The 16,106-nt window shown below is 68.7% G+C and carries 14 protein-coding genes and 1 tRNA gene; 8 read left to right on the top strand and 7 right to left on the bottom strand.

What is annotated here, in order from left to right; all coding sequences use genetic code 11:
* Positions 1-156: 156 nt before the first annotated feature.
* The 3 genes from PV364_RS39860 (at position 157) to PV364_RS39870 (ending at position 2,825) form a co-directional block, all read left to right on the top strand.
* Positions 157-738, top strand: coding sequence for a sigma-70 family RNA polymerase sigma factor (locus PV364_RS39860; RefSeq protein ID WP_319665839.1), 582 nt, complete (start codon positions 157-159; stop codon positions 736-738).
* Positions 738-1,559: a hypothetical protein gene (locus tag PV364_RS39865; protein ID WP_319665840.1), complete on the top strand. Its 822-nt coding sequence runs from the start codon at positions 738-740 to the stop codon at positions 1,557-1,559. Before PV364_RS39860 ends, PV364_RS39865 begins: the two co-directional genes overlap by 1 nt.
* A 462-nt stretch (positions 1,560-2,021) precedes the next feature.
* Positions 2,022-2,825 (top strand): hypothetical protein, encoded by an 804-nt coding sequence (locus PV364_RS39870; RefSeq protein WP_319665841.1) that lies wholly within the window; start codon positions 2,022-2,024, stop codon positions 2,823-2,825.
* Between the two features lie 6 nt (positions 2,826-2,831).
* Here the strand turns inward: PV364_RS39870 and PV364_RS39875 are convergent, their stop codons facing one another.
* A complete protein-coding gene (locus PV364_RS39875; RefSeq protein ID WP_319665842.1) occupies positions 2,832-3,170 on the bottom strand; it encodes a helix-turn-helix transcriptional regulator in 339 nt (112 codons plus the stop codon).
* A gap of 579 nt (positions 3,171-3,749) precedes the next feature.
* Here PV364_RS39875 and PV364_RS39880 point away from each other — a divergent pair.
* Positions 3,750-5,255 (top strand): restriction endonuclease, encoded by a 1,506-nt coding sequence (locus PV364_RS39880; RefSeq protein WP_319665843.1) that lies wholly within the window; start codon positions 3,750-3,752, stop codon positions 5,253-5,255.
* Between the two features lie 294 nt (positions 5,256-5,549).
* On the opposite strand, the gene PV364_RS39885 is transcribed toward PV364_RS39880, so the two are convergent.
* The 3 genes from PV364_RS39885 to PV364_RS39895 all read right to left on the bottom strand — a co-directional run bounded on the left by PV364_RS39885 (position 5,550) and on the right by PV364_RS39895 (position 8,704).
* The gene (locus PV364_RS39885; RefSeq protein WP_319665844.1) at positions 5,550-5,795 is read right to left on the bottom strand and encodes a DUF3761 domain-containing protein; all 246 of its coding nucleotides are present in this window, start codon (positions 5,793-5,795) and stop codon (positions 5,550-5,552) included.
* A gap of 159 nt (positions 5,796-5,954) precedes the next feature.
* On the bottom strand, positions 5,955-7,943 hold the full coding sequence (locus tag PV364_RS39890; RefSeq protein WP_319665845.1) for an SsgA family sporulation/cell division regulator: 1,989 nt from the start codon (positions 7,941-7,943) through the stop codon (positions 5,955-5,957).
* Positions 7,940-8,704 carry an ECF-type sigma factor gene (locus tag PV364_RS39895; RefSeq protein ID WP_319665846.1) on the bottom strand — a complete coding sequence of 255 codons (765 nt, stop codon included), beginning with the start codon at positions 8,702-8,704 and terminating at the stop codon, positions 7,940-7,942. Before PV364_RS39895 ends, PV364_RS39890 begins: the two co-directional genes overlap by 4 nt.
* Positions 8,705-9,110: 406 nt before the next feature.
* Between PV364_RS39895 and PV364_RS39900 the strand changes: the two genes are divergently transcribed.
* Together PV364_RS39900 and PV364_RS39905 are read left to right on the top strand one after the other, a co-directional pair.
* A complete protein-coding gene (locus PV364_RS39900) occupies positions 9,111-9,356 on the top strand; it encodes a hypothetical protein (RefSeq protein ID WP_319665847.1) in 246 nt (81 codons plus the stop codon).
* A gap of 245 nt (positions 9,357-9,601) precedes the next feature.
* Positions 9,602-9,679 (top strand) — tRNA-Met (locus tag PV364_RS39905).
* A gap of 197 nt (positions 9,680-9,876) precedes the next feature.
* Here PV364_RS39905 and PV364_RS39910 read toward each other — a convergent pair.
* Positions 9,877-10,176, bottom strand: coding sequence for a hypothetical protein (locus tag PV364_RS39910; RefSeq protein ID WP_319665848.1), 300 nt, complete (start codon positions 10,174-10,176; stop codon positions 9,877-9,879).
* Positions 10,177-10,579: 403 nt separating this feature from the next.
* Between PV364_RS39910 and PV364_RS39915 the strand changes: the two genes are divergently transcribed.
* The gene (locus PV364_RS39915) at positions 10,580-12,085 is read left to right on the top strand and encodes a hypothetical protein (RefSeq protein WP_319665849.1); all 1,506 of its coding nucleotides are present in this window, start codon (positions 10,580-10,582) and stop codon (positions 12,083-12,085) included.
* 137 nt (positions 12,086-12,222) lie between these two features.
* Here PV364_RS39915 and PV364_RS39920 read toward each other — a convergent pair whose 3' ends face one another.
* Positions 12,223-13,842: a UvrD-helicase domain-containing protein gene (locus PV364_RS39920; RefSeq protein WP_319665850.1), complete on the bottom strand. Its 1,620-nt coding sequence runs from the start codon at positions 13,840-13,842 to the stop codon at positions 12,223-12,225.
* 558 nt (positions 13,843-14,400) lie between these two features.
* Positions 14,401-14,667: a helix-turn-helix transcriptional regulator gene (locus PV364_RS39925; RefSeq protein ID WP_319665851.1), complete on the bottom strand. Its 267-nt coding sequence runs from the start codon at positions 14,665-14,667 to the stop codon at positions 14,401-14,403.
* Positions 14,668-15,462: 795 nt separating this feature from the next.
* Between PV364_RS39925 and PV364_RS39930 the strand changes: the two genes are divergently transcribed.
* Entirely contained in the window at positions 15,463-15,999 is a 537-nt protein-coding gene (locus PV364_RS39930) for a hypothetical protein (RefSeq protein ID WP_319665852.1), read from the top strand.
* The last annotated feature ends 107 nt before the right edge of the window (positions 16,000-16,106 follow it).

Here is a 16,106-nt window from a genome sequence, read left to right on the forward strand (position 1 = left end):
CGGCCAGCACAGGGCGCGCGTGTTCATAAACCACGATGAACAACTCAGGCCGGCGGCACGGCAGGTACCAGGCCGGGTGAGCGCCAGGGATTGCCGGCGCGGGGAGGCGGCTGCCTCACACGAGGCCACCGACCCGCAGCCCCGGGAGCGCAACTGATGAGCGGCCAGCAACCGGATCCGTGGGCGGACCAGGCCGTGCGCGACGATCTGACCGCGGTGCTGCCGGAGACCTTCACCGCGTTCTACTGCCTGCACCACCAGGCCTACCTGCGGTACGCGCACCTGCAGTTGGACGGTCGGCCGGAGGCCGAGCAGGTCGTGGAGGACGTGTTCGTGCAGCTGGCCACGATGTGGCCACACGTGCTGCTGCAGCCGAACGTGGACGGCTACGCCTGGGCGGCGCTGAAGGAGGAGGTCGCCCGGCGCCTGGAAATACAAGGCCGGCCCGCCGCCTTGGTGGAGACCGCCGCGTTCGAGCAGATCCGGCGCAAGAGCCGCAGCACCTTCGCCGTGCTGGAGTCCAGCCTCGGGCTGTACACGGCGATCGCCCGGCTGCCGGAGCGGCAGTACGACGTGATCGTGCTGCGGTTCGTGCTTGGCTACCCGATGCGGCAGGTCGCCGCGTTGATGGGCGTGACGTACGGGACGGTCCGCAGCCATGTGCGCGGTGCCCGCCGGCGGCTGGCGCGGGATCTGGGGATCGACTGGGCCACGGATGAGATGAACGAGGAGGATTGATGAACCGGGGGAACAAGCGGAGCGATCGCATCGACCACGTGCTGGCCGACGCGGAAGTCCTGGCTGATGAGTACACCGATTTCAATGAGCGGGCGGCGTTGGACCGCATCGCACGAAGGGTGGTGTGGCACAGGGCCGAGTCGATGGAGAGCCGCGCCCGGTGGATCCGCACCGAGACCGGCGCGTACACCCGGCCGGCCGACGCGCGTGACGGCCTGCCGGCCGCGCTGCACGAGCAGGCCTCCACCGAACTGGGCCTGCTGTCCTCGCAGGTCGTCCGGGACCCGCAGGCCATCGCGGCCATGGCGCTGCTCGTGGATGACCGGGCCACCATCGAACCCACAGGCGCACTCGCCTTCGCGTGCCTGCTGTATCTGGCCGACCGCCACGAGGCGGCCCAGTTCTGGTGGCAGTTCGCCGCCGGCGCCGACTCCCCCACCGCGGCCCACTGCCTGTTCCTGCACCACCTGCAGCACAGCGAACTACGCGACGCCCAGCACTGGCGCAGGCAGGCCCTGATGCTGCGACACCTGGGCGAGGACCCCCTGGCGCACGCCGCATGGTCACAGGCGACAACCGATCGGGCCCTGACGCATTGGCTGTGGGGGCCGTCGCCGTCCCGGACAGCGACGGTGCCCACCGTGGTCACGGTCGATGTCGTTCATCGTGCGTGCCAGCCCGCCTCGTCCCTACCGCTGTCGAACTCGATCACCAAGGCCGTACAACGCCTCGAAGAGCACAGCGACGAGGACTTCGGCACCATCCCCAAGCCCGACCCCGAACTCGCCGCCGAGCTCGAGGACTGCGCGGCCTCACGGTGAATGGCGTCACGACGCAGTCTCCGCCGGGGGCCAGAGACAGTGGCGCGCTGCGGGCCGCGAGCTCGCCGTCTGGCCCACCCCGCGCCAGCCGCATGGCGGCTGCCCTCGCACAGCAGATTCGGCTCGCCGGGGAGCACGAACGTGGCATTCGTGAACGGCTGCCAGCCGATGCACAGGCGGAGCAGCGTCCAGGCCCATACCGTTGCGCCGTCCGCCGTCCCGTACCGGTCCCCAGGCTGCCGCAGTCCGGGATCCACAGGGCGTCACGGTTCGCCGAGTTCGTCCGTGTTGCCCTGAAAGTCACGCGGCGTAGTCACGTAAGTGGTACATCCTTATGTATCGCAGGAAAGCGGACGGTACGACTGCGTGCCCGGCGGGGCACGCTCCGGACGCGGACACCTGTTCCATGTCCGTTGCCGGGGCGATCACGTTCGTCGCGGCCTCGCCTACCCGGGGGACGTCATGACCTCGACGGTCGTGTTACCTGCCGCTGCCTGCACGGCCGCGAGCTGGATCGGTTTGGTCATCCGCTTTTACGGGCGTGGCCGGCTGTCGGGGACCTGGCGCTCGCGCGGGTGCTTCGCCCTGGTGATCGCGGCGACCACCGGGGTCACGGTACTAACGAGCACAGTCCTCCTCCCCCACGCCTCGCAACTGCCCCCGGTGGCCGTGGGGCTGGTGGCCGGGTCGGCCGTGGCTCCCAGACAGAAGGCGCCGAGCAGCGGGCGTGCGGTCACGGCCCTGCTGACCTTCGGGATCTCCTACCTGCTCGGAGAGCTGTCCCGTCGCCTGGCCAACGACCGCGCCGACTGGGGCGAGGAGATGACCCGCGGCCTGACCGACGGCTACGTGCTGCGAGAGTTCGCCTGCGCAGCGCGGGACCACATGCTGGCCCGGCTCGGAGAGCCGGGGTTCGGGGTGTCGGCCAAGGCGCTGGCCAAGCGCAGGGCCGAGATCGAAACGCGCTGCGCCGAAGCCGTGAAAGCCGCCGAAAAGTCGATCAAGACGGACACCGACATCGAGAAGAGCCTTCGCGACACAGGCCGTCTGGCCACCCAGCAGGACCGGACCCAGTCCCGGATGAAGCTCGGCGAAGCCCGCCATTACTGCCAGTTGATGCTGCACCTCGCGCACGACCACGGCCCCCGCAGCAACGATCACGGCCTGCGCAGCCTGCGCGCAGGGATCGCCGCAAGGGCGGAGCCCCCGGCATGGAGGGATGTGCCGCAGCCCCGCTCCGGCGAACCGGAAAGCAGCGTCCGCTAGCCGACGTCAGAAGACGAAGGGGACTGAGGGTGAGGTCGGCCCGTAACTGGGGTCGCCCGCATCGGGACGGGTACCCTTCCCGGCCGACGGGGTGTCGTGAAAACGGATCTCCACATGCGCCTGCAGCGCCAGCGCCGCCGCCGCGAGCGAGCGCACCGTGAGATTCTCGTCCCCGGACAGAATCTGGCTCACCCGGCCCGTGGAAACACCCATCGCCGTGGCCAGTTCAGTGCGGGTCATGTCCCGCGCGGCCAGCAGCCCCGCCATCGATGCGGCCGCCTGGCGGGCGATCGACGCGCCTAATTCCACGACCTCTTCATGGTTCCGCTGGCTGCGCCAAGCCATACCTGCCCCCTTCGGCTCCGCGTTTCCGGTGGGAACGCGTCCTCGGTAAGGATGCCACTTTTAGGCCTAGCTAAAGCCCGGATACGTCAACTCACTGAAAATCCGTCAGCTTCGGACAAACACCGCAAGCGTCCTGACCAGCCGAAACACGCCACACACTTCACGCCCAACGGGTTGACACCCATCCCCCGAACGAGCGCACCACCACACCCACCCCATCATCCCCACCCCCAGGCAACTGCCCCGGACCCGGGTAAGCACGTTGCGCCTCCCACTGCGTCACACCTGCAGCCATCGTCGTCCGGGCCACATTCCTCTTTTCAGAGCGCCAGCGAGAGCACCACACTCGACCACCTGTCCCTGCTGTGACGTCCGGGCATCCAAGGTGCCAGAACAGCCCGTGTCGAGTGCCGCGGAGTAACGCTTGGATCTTCATTTCACAGGGCCGCACGGGGAGACGGAGGCCGGAGTGCTTCGCCTCGGCAAAGCGGAATGCGATCCGGCCGGGCGAGGGGTTGTTGGTCTTGTCGGGCGGGCATGGCTTCACATCAGGCGACACGACGGATCTGAGGGGGCGCCGTGGCCCGCAAGAAATCCCTGACCGCTCAGCTCGTACAGGCCTACCAGGAGGCGAAGAAGGCGAAGGCCGCCGAGGCAAAGCGGCTACAACAGGAAGAGGCCCGCCGGGCCCGCGCCGCGGAACAGGAGCGACTCCAGAAGGAGCGGGCAGCGGCCAAGGAGGAACGGGAGCAGGCGCAGCGGTGGGCGGCAGCGCAGCGGGAGAAGAAGCGGCAGGACGCGGAGCGCAAGCGGAAGGCGGAGCAGGTCGAGCGGGACCTGGCCCGCCGTCAGGAGGCTCGGGAGCGGCAGGCCGCTCAGAAGGAGAGGGAGCGCAAGCAGAAGGCGGAGCAGGCGGTGCGACGGGCCAAGCAGGAGCACGTCGAGGCGCTGAAGGCCGAGGCACAGCAGCGGACCGCGGACGTGCAGGCTCGCGAGGCGACGTTGAGCCGCGTGCTGGTGGACCGCTCCCCCGGTCTGCGTGACCACTGCCAGGCCATGGAGCACGCCCTGGTCGGCGGGGCAACGGCGTTCATCGAGGCCGTGGAGGGCGTGCTGGCCGGGTGCGACTATCCGGCGGGGCTGCGCCGAGCGTGGCGGCTGGCGTATGCGCCGGAGTCACGCGAGCTGATGGTGGACGTCGACCTGCCCGGCCAGGACATCATCCCGCCCGCAGCCGGCTACCGGTACAAGGCGGCCGACCCACCGGCAGTGGTCCCGCAGCCGCGGAAGGAAGCGGAGACCAAGGAGCTGTACAGGCAACTCGTCGCCCGCCTCGCGCTGCGCGCCGTGGACGAGGTCCTCGCCGTGACCCCGCCCGCTGTGGTCACCTCGGTGGCGTTCAACGGGCACGTCCAGGCAAAAGACCGCGCCACCGGCAGGACCGTCCGCCCGTGTCTGGTCAGCGTCCGCACCGAACGCGACACCTTCGCCGAACTAATCCTGGACGAAACCGAACTCGACCCGGTGCTGTGCCTGCGCCATCTGAACGCCATCGTCTCCCAGCACCCCTACGACCTCGAACCCGTCCGCCCCGTCGTCACCTTCGACCTGAGCAAGTACAAGTTCGTCGACGAGATCGACATCGTCGCCGGCCTCGACAGCCGCCCCGACCTCGTCGCACTCGACCCCACCGAGTTCGAACACCTGGTCCGGCGCCTGTTCGAAGCGATCGGGCTCAAGGCCTGGGTCACCCAAGCCTCCCGCGACGACGGCATCGACGCAGTCGCCACCAACGAGGACCCCATCATCGGCGGCCTGTGCATCATCCAAGCCAAGCGCTACAAGAACGTCGTCCCCGCCGAAGCCGTCCGCGCCCTGGCCGGCGTCATGCACGACAAAGCAGCCGCCAAAGGCATCCTCGTCACCACCTCCTGGTTCGGAACCGCCAGCAAAGACTTCGCCCAACGCACCGGCCGTATGGAACTCATCGACGGCCGCGGCCTCAAAGCCCTCCTCAAAGAACACCTCAACATCGACGCCCTCCTCGGCCTCCCCAAACTCCCCACCGGCTGGCACCTCCGATGATCCCCGTGTAAGGTGCGGAAAATCTGACACCGATCGATACGGGCCGCCGTCACTGCCGCTGACGAACTGGGCGTGTTGTAGTCCCACGTCGTGCAGGACCCTGCGGCGATCGCCGAACGGTCGACTCCACGACGACCGGGCCGCCATCGAACCCGCAGGCACACTCGCTTTCGCCTGCCTGCTGTACCGGGCCGCCCGCCACCACGCGGCCCGGTTCTGGAGGCAGTTCGCCGCTGGTGCCGACCTCCCGGCCGCGGCCCAGTACCTGGGGCGTACGGCGGCGGCCGGTAGGCGTCAGCGGTACCAGTAGCGGACGCCGTGGTGGCGGCTGCAGGTCCCTTGGAAGTGGGCCGAGTAGCTGTAGGTGTTGTCCTTGCACTTCGCCGTCGCCCCGCGCGGGTGGGCGCTGTTGGCCTTGCACACTCCGACGGTGTGGCGGGCGCAACCGGCGGCCGCGGCCGGGCCGGCTGCCGCGAGGGGGGCCAGGAGAGCAGCGGCCACGGTCAGAGCAGCGGCACCGCTACGCAGGAAAGTCAGCATCGGATACTCCCGGAAGTCGTCGTGCTGGTGACGGAACTCAGCATTCCGGGACCGGGCCAGCCGTGACGGAAGTGGTCCTTCTCAACAGAGATCGGAGCTTCTCCATGTCACAGGCGCCTCCGGCTGCCAATTGTGAGCAGCCAAAGGCGCCTGCAGGGACTATTCACCGCTACCGTGACACATGAGGTGCATGAGTTCGCGTTCCCACGTGTTCACCGCCGTTGTCTTCGTGTCCGCGGCTGAGCTTCCTACCAGCAGCTCGCTCGCGTCCAGGAACGCAGCGGCATCTTCACGTGCAAGGGAGAGCAAGGCCGTGCTCTCCGGCGGCCTCAACCGGATGAAAACCCGTTCCGCGGGTCCCGGCCAGACGATGACGTCACCGACTCCCACACTTTCCTGCAAGCCGTCGGCCAGCAGCTCGCGAGCGAACTGCCATGTCCTTTCGTCGTCGAGGCCGGCGTTGAAGACGGCTGTCACTGCGAATCTGTCCGCAGTCCGATAGATCAGGCGCGCAGGAAAGCGTTCGCCAGTGTCGTTCTCCGTCTGGTGCAGACTCATCCACAGCTCGGCATGCTGCTCGCGCCCCTCGTCGGCTTGCCTGCTCCACATACGGGGCCGCTCGTCGTCGGGGTACGGCTCGGGCCGGGAACCACCAGCCGCTTGCCCGACGCCGAGGTCGTCATCCACTCTGACGGGTGCGTTTCCGCGGTCAGCTCGCATGCTGCTGGCACTGCCGGTCCTGTTCTCCCTGGGAAGCAGCAGAGTGCTGCCAGGTTGTGCTGCGTACGCCTGCAGATCAGGCAGCGGTGGGGGCTGGATCGGGATGGCACGACGGCGTGCCGGATCCAAATCAATTGCCAGTTCGGCTGCCACGAGCAGGTGCCCCGGTGAAAGTGCCGACTCTCCGTGGGGACCGCTTGCCCGGCGGGACCTTTGGACCGATGCGTCGACGTCCCAGGACATGCTTCGTAGCGCAGCGTCAGGGGTCGGAGGATGCCGGCGAGTGAGGTCGTCCGTAAGCTGATCCAGGGCCGTGCTCTTGTTTCCTGGATCTAGGTGGGCATGGATCCAGGCAGTCGGTTGCGTCGTTTCCAGCAGATCCGTCAGCTGCGCAGCAGTCACTCCCGCCCGTTTGGCGAATGCTGAATGATGCCGCGTTGTAATGGCGTTGGCCATCAGGGGTTGCGTGTCGACGCCATGGGTTACGAGCGACGTCACGGCAAACCAGTTGTTGTGGGGCACGAACGCCGAGGTTGGAGTCTGTTCCTGAACAACGCACGCCGCGGACTCCATATCGGCACGCCCGGCACTGCAGGCCGCCTCAGGAGTCGCAAGGCCATGCCCCAGGACAAAGTACACGTCATGCTCTGCAGGCACGGCAACGTCACAGGACCAACGCGGCGTTTCCCCATCCCAAACTGCAACCCTTGTATTGAGCCGCTCAATGGCACGCTGGATGACGGCAGGTCGGTGCGTTTGGCTACTGAGCCACTCCCACAGCGCCGTGTGCCAGAACGCGGACCCATCTGTCACCAGGGGCACATTGGGAAGCCTCGCAGCGGAGGACATCCGCACGTAGTCGCGCAGCCTAACGCTGCCCATGGTGGAGGGCTCCGGCTTCCTCAGGTACGTAGCCAGCCGGCGCACGATCGCGTCGTGTCGCCTGCGGTTGGCGATGCCTGCGCTGCAGAAGTCCGCCAAGAAGACGTATGGAGCGGCCGCGGGTTCCGATGTCGCGCCAATGCTCATCCTGCAGTCGAAGATGCGGACCGGGAGCGGCCAGTCGAATGGCGAGCCGAGCTGGTTGCGGTCGGGGGGTTGGGAACAGTCCTCGATGGGCGTTACAGCGTTGTCGTCGCCAGTGTCCCTGATGGAGTCTGCGGCACTGGCAGGCAGTTGCCGCAGACATTCACCGGGATGTGCACTGGAGCCTTCGCCGGACGGGTGCGCTTCCTGCGGAGTCTGCGAAACGTCGTCGTCGAGACTCGCGGTTGTGCTGGTGGCGCGCAGTTGGCGCTTGACCTCATCGGGAATGGTTGCTGCGAGGGCTCGAACGTGGGGTGAACCCAGGCTGGAGGCAGCCATCAGGGCGGCGAACTCGGCGTCGTCGGCGGTGGTGTGCATCGTCTCGTCCTTGTGGACACTCATCGTGCTCCCCCTCCCCCCAGCGGGACGCGCTGGAGGCCGCTGGCGGAAATCTTGGTGCGGGCGCGGGCCAGGCGCCGCTCGAGTGCCTTGGGGGTCAGGCCGACCATCGTGGCGGCCTCCGTGTGGGTGTAGCCCAGGGTCACCCAGCTGAGGGCCTCGCGCACCTGCTCGTCGGGCAGCAGCGGGCGCAGGCGGGTGATGTCGTCGTAAGTGGCCGCGGCGTGGGCGGGGTCGGTGGCGCGCTGGTCGGGGATGTCGCGCTGCGCGTTGAGGACGTCGTCGGTGTCGGCCGTGCGGTGGTCGAGTTCAGCCTGCCCGAGGTGGTGGGCCTTGTACCAGCGGATAAAGACGGGGCGGAAGGCGAGGATGCTGGCGCCGACGAAGTAGGTCGTCAGGCTGGCGCCGCCGTTGGGGTTCCACTTGCCGCGGACGAGGCCGTGCTCGCGGAAGAGGGTGGTGCCCTTCAAGACGGTGTCGGTTACGACCTGGGTCCGGTCGTCGTACTGCCATACGGCAGGCACCATCTCTGCCGGGACAGGGCGACCCATGCGGGCGGTGCGTTGGAAGATGAGGCCGTTGACGCTCCAGCCGCTGAGCGTGCGCCATCCGTAGTCCATCAGGCCGTTGATGAACGTGTCGTAGTGGGGGCCTTTGAAGCCCTGGCGGCCCAGGAAGGTGACCAGGGCGGCGTCGGCCGTGCGGCGCTGGGCGCGGGCTGAGGCGTCCTCGCCGCCGAAGCCTCCGGCGAGAGATTCCTCCAAAGCGTGCAGCGAACCGGCCTCGGGGAAGCCGCTGGTGCCAGCCCTCAGCCTAAGGTCGGGCTCGACGTGGCGGGGAGCGTGCCCCTCACAGGTTCCATCTGGCACATCCGCTCCTTGCCTCGCCCGGGCCTCGAGGGGCCCCTTTCCTGTCGTCCGCTAGGAGGTCATAGGCGCGCTCTGCGGTTCTCCCCCCTCCCTTCCCCACCTAAATAATGTGACGTGCGTCACACGGGGGGAGAGGGCCGGGCACCCTCTACACCCTCAACAGCCGCGTCACCACCACGGTGACCGCCTGCCGCAAGGGGAGAACCTCGTGAATCCGCACCACAACAGCCACCAGCACCAGACCGTCAGCCCGAGCGGGCACATTGCATCCGCCGCCCACGGCGCGTGCCACAGCGCTGCCATGCAGGGAGCTCCTCAGCAGCAGCACCCGGTCGGCGCCCACCCGCCCCACCAGCCCGCCCCCACAAACGGGCAGCCGCTCATCGGGCTGCGCAGCGCCATCATCCTGGTGCTCGGCGTGCTCGTCGCCACTGGCGCCGGCGTGCTGACCTTCCTCGCCCAGCACAACACGGCCACTGCCGTCCTGGCCGGCGGCGCCGCGTTCGGCGGCGCCGTGCTGTTCTTCCACAACGTCATCGCCAACTGACGGGCGGGCAACAGAAACAGCCCGGGCCACCCCGGCCAGCTACGAAGAGGCGGCGCGCTGCGTCACGCGCCTTCCACGAAGAAGTGCCCAGCTTCCCGCGCAGCGCTGAGCCCGCTGTAGCTGACGCTGACAACCGGCCCCAGTGCGGTAGAGAGCAATGTCGTCAGAAGCGCGGCACAGGCTATGGAACCTCCGCGGTAAATCCCTGCGCAGCCGGCCCGAGGAACGTAAGCTGAGTGCACCGACGCGGGGTGGAGCAGCTCGGTAGCTCGCTGGGCTCATAACCCAGAGGTCGCGTGGTTCAAATCCCGCCCCCGCTACCAACATCCGGCCCCTGCCCGACGACATGTCAGGCAGGGGCCGGAGCCGTGTACATGACCCGACAGCCCCCTGGGAACGCGGCAGCACGCTGCCAATACCTCACCCACTGGGTCACCGTGAAAACCCGCTCGCACCTCGCCGTCGACGACGGGTGTCGGCGCTTGTGGTTCTCTTCCGCGTACTTCAATCCAGTGGGCGTTCACGATGCGGGTCTGTCGGGTGCGATGACAACGCTGCGGTCCTCGGGGTAGGGGTAGTAGACGGTGGTTTCGGCGGCGTCCGGGTGCTCGCCGGACAGCAGGATCTCAAGGGCGCTGCGCGCCTCGTCCAGGGCCCGCAGTGCGGCGCCCACCTTCTTGCGGGGTACGCCCTCGGGTCCGCTGCTCGGGTACGCCTTGTCGAGTTGGGTGGCCCGGTGAGCGAGTTCATCGCGGATGCCGGCAAGCACGCGGCCCATCTCGGTGTGCTCATCCAGGGTGAGACGGGGCTTCCTGGGCATGCGGGTCTCCGTTCGGCTGATGACTGGGGGCGGAATGCTCAACGACGGATGCGCGCCAGGGTCCCCGCAGACCCAGACCGCCCTCACCGTGGTCATGGGCATCGTGGTTTTGTCAGTGAGTAGCGAGAGCGTTTGTTGCCCAAGAGCGAGAACACCCTGTGGGCACGGAAGACGATGTAGCCGAGTTTCAGCAACGCCCGGTTGCTTGACTTGCCCCGGATGTCGTGCGTTCCACGGCGGGGGTGGATGCGGAGCCTGGCGGTGTGCCGCGTATGGCAGCGTGTGCATGATGAGCAACGCCGTGCCACGTGGTCCAAAGCCCTGCAGACGGAGACGCCGGTAAGCGCCGACGAGGTAGCCGCCGGGCGGCCCGGTTCAAAAGGCGAGGTGGCAGGATGACGCGGTGTCCGACTCTCTGCACGAACCGTGGCTGCGCGGCATCGCCTGCAATCCGGCAGCGCCCTCCGACGTCCTGATACGCCTGGTGGATTCAGCGGCCGGTGAGGCCGGCCTGCTGATGTGTGCGGGTCGTGACCTGCCCGACGCCGTCATCGACGCGGCCCTGAACCACCCGGACAGAGTGATCCGCCGCGCGCTCGCGCAGAACCGGCACATCGACCCCGCACGACTCGCCCCCTTGGCGACGGACCCGTCGGGGATCGTCCGCGGGTGGCTCGCGAGCGGCACCCCTGCCCATCTCCGCCCGCGATGGGTCCGACCACTGCCGGATGACATCCTCGTCACCCTCCTGACCGCCCGAGACGGGGGCGAAGACGGCACGCTCACCGCGAACGAGATCGTCGGGGAGCTCATTTCCTCCCAGCAGATCCCTCCGTCCTTCCACCGCTCCATGGCCGGGCACGAGCACCCCCAGCTTCGTGAACGCGCCACCTGGGAGTGGCAGTCGCTCACCGCCGCGCAGCGGGAGGCCCTGCTCGACGACCCCGACCCCGCGGTACGGAAGGCGGCGCAGGAGCACAGCTGGGTGCTGGATCCGGAACGGGTGGAGGCCAGGCTGCCGTCCTACGGCTCCCGCGGCAAGCCTTTCGTGTTCGGCAGGTGTGCCCTGTCCCCCGCGCTCGTCGAGCAGTGCTTCACGGAAGGCACGGTGCACCCCCTGACCAGGAATCCCCACATCCCGGCCGACGCCGTCGCCCGGCTCGCCCGCCACCCCGAGGCGGAAATCCGCGAGTTGGTCGCAGCCCGGCCCGACCTGGGACCGGACCTGATGGCGGAGCTGGGGGAGGACCCGGACGAGGACGTGCGGATGCGCGCAAGCCTCCACCCCTTCCCCCACACCTGGGCCGAGTACTGGGCTATCGACAGGGTCATCGGGCACGGCCCGGACTGCACCTGCCCGATCACCGAGCCGACCGGCGAGCCGTCGCCCGACTGGTTCGCCGCCTGCGCGGCGTCCGAGGAACCGGTGCTCCGCCGGGTCGCGGCGCGCTTCCCCGGCCTGCCTGCGGAACTCGCCGCGACACTCGCACAGGACAACGACGAGGAGGTACGGATCCTGCTGGCCTGCCACCACCCCCTGGCTCCGCCCCACCTCCTCCTGGACGTCTTCGTCACCCGCCCGGCCCACCGCCCACACCTGCTGACCCTGCCCGCGTTCCCCCGCACCGGCCGGGCCCACCTCATCGGCCACCCGGATCCCGACGTTCGGGCCCTGGCCGCAGCCGACCCCACCCTGCCCGAACCCCCGGTGGAAGACCCCGACGAGTCGGTACGCCGGGCGGCCGCCGCCAACCCGAGCTTGACGCCGGAAGCCCTGGAGGCCCTCCTCGCTGACGCGCGCACCGCAGAGGGCGCCGCGGCCAATCCGTCTCTCCCCGTCCCCCGCATGCACGCACTCCTCGACCGCTGCCTGAAGGGCGCCGCCACCTCGCCGTCGGGCGGACACTGAGAGACGAAGCCCTCCTAGCGATCACAGGTCTGGCAAGCCCCGTCGGCCATCGGCCGACGCCGACACGCCGAACAGGTGTTTCCACGTCTCATCAACATTCCGGGAATCAGTGACAAGCCGCTGCTCCTGCAACTCGTCTACAAACGTTCTCCGTTCTCACCTACGCAGCCAGGCATCGGGACCCCGGCGATCAGTCGCGGACCGCCCGGTCCCCAGTCGCGCGGGTCCAGTCGGCTCGAACGGAACTCTCCTTGCGAACCTGGAGGAACGCCAGGTGCCAGGCCGGGTGAGCGCTGGGGGTTGCCGTCGGGGTGGTCGTTGATCCAGGCCAGGCCGGTGGGGTCGAGGCGTTGGCGTGCGCGGGTGACGGCGACGTAGGCGAGGCGGGCGTCTGCGTCGTCGATCGGGCCGGGCACAGGGTTTCCGTGCTCGTCGCGTTTGTCGCTGTCCTTGGGTGAGTGGAAGTCTCCGGCGATCTTCACCTGGGGCCATTCGCGGCCCTTGGACTTGTGCACGGTGGAGACCGTGACCTGCGCGTTCTTTTCGTCGACGAGGCGGTTGACCGCGGCCAGGATGGCGTCCGCTTCGTGCAGGTCGACGAGGTCGACGAATGGCTGCAGGTCGCCGCCGGCGGGGTCTTGAGCGGCGTAGTCCTGCAGTTCGCCCCACGTGGTGAACAGCACCAGTTCCGGGTGGGTGGTGCGGCGGCCGTCCTGCAGGTCCCGGGCCGCATAGGCCAGCGTGCGGAGGCTGTCCCCTCCGCCGGCCAGGGCGACCCGGCGGCCGAGGCCGAGGAGAAGGAGGACTTCGGCCATGGCGCCGATGTTGCTGCGGCACAGGACCGCGTCCGGCCTGGTGACGGTGTCGATCTCGGTGGGGATCGTCTCGGTGCCCTCCAAGCGGATCGGGGCATCGGCGATCGCCAGCCACCGGTTGGCCTCCAACGCCAGCAACGGCCCGAAGCGGAAGGACTGGGTCAGAGACAGGGCGGTGCCGTCGAAGCCGGTCATGACGTCCCTGGCACCGCGCCAGCCGTAGATGGCCTGCGCAGAGTCCCCGACCATGACCAGCTGGGCGTGGCCGCGCTGGTTGAGCAGGACCTGTTCCAGGACGGGGTTGGTGTCCTGGGCCTCGTCCAGGAGCACGAAGTCGGCCTTCAGTTTTGGGTCGGACAGCGCCCACATCTTCAGGTAGTGGTCGTGCTCGAAGCGCACCGCCCCAGTGTCGGGGTGCTGCAGGTCCGCCCATGCCGCGCGGGCGTAGGGCAGGACTCGGCGGGCGAGTTCGGCGTGCAGGTCCTCGGTGTCGATACCGCGCAGCCGCGCCACATGCTGGTGGCCGATTGTCGGGTCTGCGGAATGGCAGAACTGGGTCACGGTGCGCTGGACCGTGGACGTCAGCGCTGGGGGCAGGACGACGCGGTTCCCGACCTTGATCGGTTTGGTGATCCCGAGCGCCTGAGCGGTCTGCCGTCCGGGCACGCGCGGGCCGTTCAAGCGGGCACGGTAGCGGAAACCGACAGCGGCGTAGGCCAGAGAGTGCGCGGTCTTGCACAGCACGGTGGCCGGGAAGCGGGTCGCGGCGTCCTGCGCGATCGCCCGGTTGAACGCGACATACAGGCCACGGCGCGGCGTGCCAGCAGCGAGCTGGGTCAGCGTGGTGGTCTTCCCTGTGCCGGCACCGGCCTGGATCACCAGATGATCCCCGGTGGCGAAGGCCTCGGCCGCCATGGCTTGTTCGTCGGTGGGCTGCAGCATCAAAGGGCACTCCGTCGAGCTGAAGAGGGCGCGGGGCGCCATGGGTCGGTCAGGTGTCGTGTCTTCGTCGGGAAGAAGCCGCGTGTCGGCACCGGGGGCAGTCCCTCGGAGTGAGCGGCAGCCGACTGCCATACGGCAAGGTCACCGATCAGGCCCGCCGCCTCCTCCGGAGAGTGGCGCTGACTTGCTTCAGCCTGCGGCCCGCGGTGGACGCCCGTTCAGGAAACTGGTCCGGAGGTGCTGGTGGCGGCCCCAGGAAGGACTCGCAAGTGGCCCGCACCGTGTCCGTTGCAACGTCAGGGGCGGTGTGAGCAGGGCGGCGCCGCTGAGATCCGCGACGCGGCTGCTGTCGGCGTAGGCGTTGTTGGTGGAGCGCATGACCGCAGAGGATGGCGGCTGACACGCCACTTGACCGGCATCGAGGCCGGTCCCGTCACTCAGGCGGCCCCATGTGGCGCACTGGCGTTCACGTTTCCGAGTGGGCGTTCGCGGGAGGATGCCATTTCGGGTGACGCTGCCCCGGTCGCCTCGAATGGGCAGGCAGGCCTGCCGCGCAGTTCAGGGGGCCGGCGATGCGGGGGGCTGGTGACCGGCGCAGAGGGCGCCAAAGAGCTGGTCCAGCGGGGCGCCGAGGGCGTGAGCGAGGGCATGCCAGGTGGCCAGGGTGCCGATGGTGCGGCCTTGTTCGATCTCGATGAGCGTGCGGCGTGACAGGCCGGTTCGGGCGGCGAGCTCGTCGTAGGTCCAGCCGCGTTCGGCCCGCAGTCGTGACAGCTCCTGGCGGAGTGCGTCGAGGTTCGGGTCGGGCGGCGGAGTGATCGTCACCGCTCTATCGCACGGTGCAGAGCCCTGCCCTGTCAGTGCAGACCTCTGCCCTATTTGCCCTGGTCGAGCTCCGAGCGGCAAGGCAGAGGTCTGCACTACGGTGCCGCCACCGGCACTCCCCCAGCCTCGCGGGGGTCGGCAGAACCACTCACCACCACGCAGGGAAGGCAGGTTTCCATGGGGCACGCCACGGTCTTCCGCACGGTCAGGCGCACCTGGACACTCGAGGTCCGGCCCAGCCCTGGCGGACAGACCCTGGCTTGCCCGCATTGTGGCCGCGTCCCTGTCAATCCGGGGCCCTCTACAACGCGGGCACTCGTCCTGAACCATCTGGCCGAACATGCCCGAGCCGAACCGCTTCCCGGCCATCTGCGGACCTGCCGGTGCGGCGAACTCGGCTGCCGCTGGCATCCACGCCACCGCGGCTGCGACGGGACAATCCTCCTACTCCTGAGCTGCAGCGCCGGCGGCCGTATGTGGCGCCTCACCGATGCATGCCAAGCCTGTTTGGCTGTCACGGATCACGCCGCCGCGGTCCCCGAGCCCTGCGATTCCGTGGGAACGGCCGACGAGACGGCTTCCCATCGCAGGGAGTCGCTCACAGTCGGAGCCCAAGAACTCGACGCCGATCTCTACTGGCACGACGGTGGGCTGTATGAGCAGACCTGACGATCCGGCAGAGGTATCTGGCGCGGGTTCAGTACGAGCCAAGCGAGCCGTCCCACCGAAAACCGTCCCGCACCCGGGGCAAGTCCGGGCGGCCGGAGAGCTACCAGCACCTTGAAGGGAGGCCCCGTGACCTCCGAAGCCAGGCCGGTATCCGGCGACCTCAACGCGTTCCTGACCGACGTGGAACTTACCCAGGCGCGCGCGATCGCCGGGATCATCAGCCGGCCGCTGGCCCGTCAGTTCGCCAAGAGGCTGCGTCGGCTGGCCAGGCAGTTCCAGGACCGTCCCCGTCAGGCCGTTGCGATGAAGCGTTGGCTGGTGAAGCTTCCCCCTGAGCGCCTTTCGCTCTTCGCCGAGCTGTCCGCCTTCGAGGGTGCTGCTCTCGTCATGCCGCCCGCCGAGGCAGGCGAACGGGACTGGCAGACGGCGACATCGATCATCGACGTCTATCCCGGCATCATCCCGGCCTCCCAGGACACCAGCGCCCGACAACTGCTCAGCCTGCGGTCAACAGCCCAGCACCGTCAGGAAATCGCCGCCCAAGGCCTGCCCCTTCCTGCGGGACCGCCCTGGGGCCCTAGCGCCGTCGGATCCCCGGTACGCCGCGGCCGACGGACTGCGCAGCGCCCGGCCACGACACTGCCACTGCCCGGCCGGGAGTGACTGGGAGGAGCAGGCGCTCGCATTGCTCTGCAATGGCACCACCGACCCGCTGGCCCGACTCCGTCGTCCGAATCGCGAGACCTCGCCCGCAAACCACAACACGAATT

The organism is Streptomyces sp. MI02-7b (genome assembly GCF_033793585.1).
Taxonomy (GTDB): domain Bacteria; phylum Actinomycetota; class Actinomycetes; order Streptomycetales; family Streptomycetaceae; genus Actinacidiphila.

Excerpts from the sequence above, each read along its gene's own strand:
- PV364_RS39900 (WP_319665847.1), top strand. The coding sequence starts at position 9,111 with ATGCAGGGAGCTCCTCAGCAGCAGCACCCGGTCGGCGCCCACCCGCCC.
- PV364_RS39920 (WP_319665850.1), bottom strand. The coding sequence starts at position 13,842 with ATGCTGCAGCCCACCGACGAACAAGCCATGGCGGCCGAGGCCTTCGCC.
- PV364_RS39910 (WP_319665848.1), bottom strand. The coding sequence starts at position 10,176 with ATGCCCAGGAAGCCCCGTCTCACCCTGGATGAGCACACCGAGATGGGC.
- PV364_RS39865 (WP_319665840.1), top strand. The coding sequence starts at position 738 with ATGAACCGGGGGAACAAGCGGAGCGATCGCATCGACCACGTGCTGGCC.
- PV364_RS39870 (WP_319665841.1), top strand. The coding sequence starts at position 2,022 with ATGACCTCGACGGTCGTGTTACCTGCCGCTGCCTGCACGGCCGCGAGC.
- PV364_RS39875 (WP_319665842.1), bottom strand. The coding sequence starts at position 3,170 with ATGGCTTGGCGCAGCCAGCGGAACCATGAAGAGGTCGTGGAATTAGGC.
- PV364_RS39890 (WP_319665845.1), bottom strand. The coding sequence starts at position 7,943 with ATGAGTGTCCACAAGGACGAGACGATGCACACCACCGCCGACGACGCC.
- PV364_RS39885 (WP_319665844.1), bottom strand. The coding sequence starts at position 5,795 with ATGCTGACTTTCCTGCGTAGCGGTGCCGCTGCTCTGACCGTGGCCGCT.
- PV364_RS39860 (WP_319665839.1), top strand. The coding sequence starts at position 157 with ATGAGCGGCCAGCAACCGGATCCGTGGGCGGACCAGGCCGTGCGCGAC.